General features: G+C 72.4%; 2 protein-coding genes and 1 pseudogene. 2 read left to right on the top strand and 1 reads right to left on the bottom strand.

From position 1 onward, the window contains the following. Positions 1–279: 279 nt before the first annotated feature. Entirely contained in the window at positions 280–1056 is a 777-nt protein-coding gene (locus EJK15_RS68860; protein WP_138720859.1) for an Fpg/Nei family DNA glycosylase, read from the top strand. 87 nt (positions 1057–1143) lie between these two features. Continuing rightward, positions 1144–1611, top strand: a complete 468-nt coding sequence (locus tag EJK15_RS68855) for a hypothetical protein (RefSeq protein WP_138720858.1) — start codon at positions 1144–1146, stop codon at positions 1609–1611. On the opposite strand, the pseudogene EJK15_RS68850 reads toward EJK15_RS68855, so the two are convergent. After that, positions 1577–2275, bottom strand: a pseudogene (locus EJK15_RS68850) (hypothetical protein); the annotation flags it as partial. The gene EJK15_RS68855 and the pseudogene EJK15_RS68850 sit on opposite strands and share 35 nt — an antisense overlap.

Genomic DNA, 2275 nt, shown 5'->3' with positions numbered 1-2275 from the left:
GCGGCGGGGACGGCGGCGGCGGGGACAGGCTCGGCTCGGTTTGTCATGGCTTCTCCAGGTGAGCGATGAGTCCACCGTCGCACCCGGCACCGCACGCGATAAGCCGGGATACCCCTCGATGTGAGGGCCGGTTTTCTGGTAGGCCGATCTGTTCGGGCGCGGATGACGACCTGCCTGGCGCCGCCGGCGGCCGGCCTCCGGCCGTCCCCGCTGACCGTGGAGCGGACCTGAAAGCGCGGCTCAGGGATGGGGCGGGGCTCGGTGGGCAGAACATTCCTCATGCCGGAACTCCCTGACGTGGAGGGCTTCCGCCGGGTGCTGTCGGAGCACACCGGCGAGCCGATCAGGGCCGTGCGCGTACGCGACCCCGGGGTTCTTCGCGGCATCGGCGCGCGGAAACTGGCCGATGCGCTGCGAGGACACCGGTTCGAGCGGCCGCGGCGGCACGGCAAGTGGCTGATCGCACCCGCCGGCGGGCCGGTGCTGATGCTGCATTTCGGCATGACCGGCTCACTGTCCTGGCATTCCCCCGACGAACCATGGCACCGGCACGACCGGGTCGTCTGGCAGTTCGACGACGGTGAGCTGCGCTTCCGCGACATGCGGAAACTCCAGGGCATCCACCTTGCCGGCGATGAGACTCAGGCCGAGCGGGTGCTCGGCGATCTCGGCCCGGACGCGCGCGACGTGTCACGCGAGCGCTTCGACGAGTTGCTGTCGCACCGCCGGGGACGGCTCAAGTCGGTGCTGACCGACCAGGCATTCCTCGCCGGCCTGGGCAACCTGCTCGCCGACGAGATCTGCTGGCACGCCCGTATCAATCCCCTGCGTGCCGTTGGGGATCTGGAGGAAACCGAACGCGCCGCGTTGTACCGGGCGATGCGCCGGGTCCTGAGAGAGTCGATCAAGGCCGAATGCGTGCCCCCGCGTGACACCTGGCTCACCGGGGCCCGTGACGAGCCCGATGGCCCCTGCCCGCGCTGCGGCACGCCCCTGTCCAGCCACCGTATCGCCGGCCGTACGACCGTCTGGTGCCCAGACTGCCAACCTTCCTGACAGATGCCGCCGGACACGACGTAGGGTCCAGATCAGCAACCAGTCCCCGGCCGCACCCACGGCGGCCCTTGCGAGAGGGAAGCTTGCATGACCGTCACTCCCGCGCATCTGCGCACCCTCGCGAGCCGCGCCGAGACGCTCACCGCCGAGGTCCGGGCACTCTGCGACAGCGTCCCGAATGGATCGCCGGAAGGCGACCCCCTTGCAACGGCGCGGCAGGCCGCGGACTGGCTGGCCCGAGGTGCCGAGGAGCTGCAGCGCGCGGCCACAGACCTGGCCCTGTCCCAGACCCAGCTCTGCGGCTTGCCGTGGGGTGTCTGCCCGGAGCACGGCAACACCCTCTCCTCCACAGCGGGTGTCTCCGCGTGCCGGGTGTGCTCCCGCACCTGGAACCACGACCGGCTCGGCCAGCCGTGCCGGGAGCCGGTGACGTGGAAGGTGATCGACCGGGCCGGGACGGAGACGAGGGTGTGCGACGGGCATGTCCTCGGCGCCCGCGCGGCCGCCGGGGGTGCCGTCTTCATGCGCCTCGACGAAGGGGGCGTGCGGCCGTGACCAGGAGTGACTGGCAGGCGTCGTCCATGTCGGCACTGACGCGCACCGGGCCGAACAGGCCGGTGCTGCGCTGGCCGGGGAAGACGAAGTGGGTGGGGCTGACCTCGTCCAGGTACGGGGCCAGGGTGCCGAGCACGAGGATCTCGACCACGTTGTCGCCGTCGTCCAGCTCCACGTCGAACCGGTACGGCGAGCACACCCGGATCCCGCAGGGCCGCCCGTTCACCGTCACCTCCGCCGTCCCCCTGACCCGGCCGAGGTCGAGCACGCCCGGCCCGGCGTGGGCGGCGACCGTGGTGCGGTAGCGCACGCCGCCGCTGTATCCGGCCAGGCCGCGCTCCTCCCAGTCCCCCAGCCGCATCCGTCCGGGGCCGCACGTGAACCGGACAGGTTCGCTGAAGGCGGCCCCTTCCTGGGCTCCGGGGGCGGTGGCCACCCGCAGCTCGATGCCGCCGCTTCGATGCGGGCCGAGCTCGCCGTGCACCTCGACGCGGCCGGGCCCGTTGATCTCGATGCCGGTGGCCCCCGGCGGCGGGTCGAGGAGGAAGCTTTCGACCCGCGGACGGGCCCCCGGCACCGCGAACGTGGCGGGCAGGGCGGTGGGGTGGCCGTCGAGCCAGCCCGCGCCCGGCAGCGGATGCGGGCGGGGGCGCAGGTAGAGGGC

This window comes from Nonomuraea basaltis, from assembly GCF_005893125.1.
GTDB classification, from domain to species: domain Bacteria; phylum Actinomycetota; class Actinomycetes; order Streptosporangiales; family Streptosporangiaceae; genus Nonomuraea; species Nonomuraea basaltis.
This window is presented reverse-complemented; position numbering and strand designations above follow the sequence as displayed.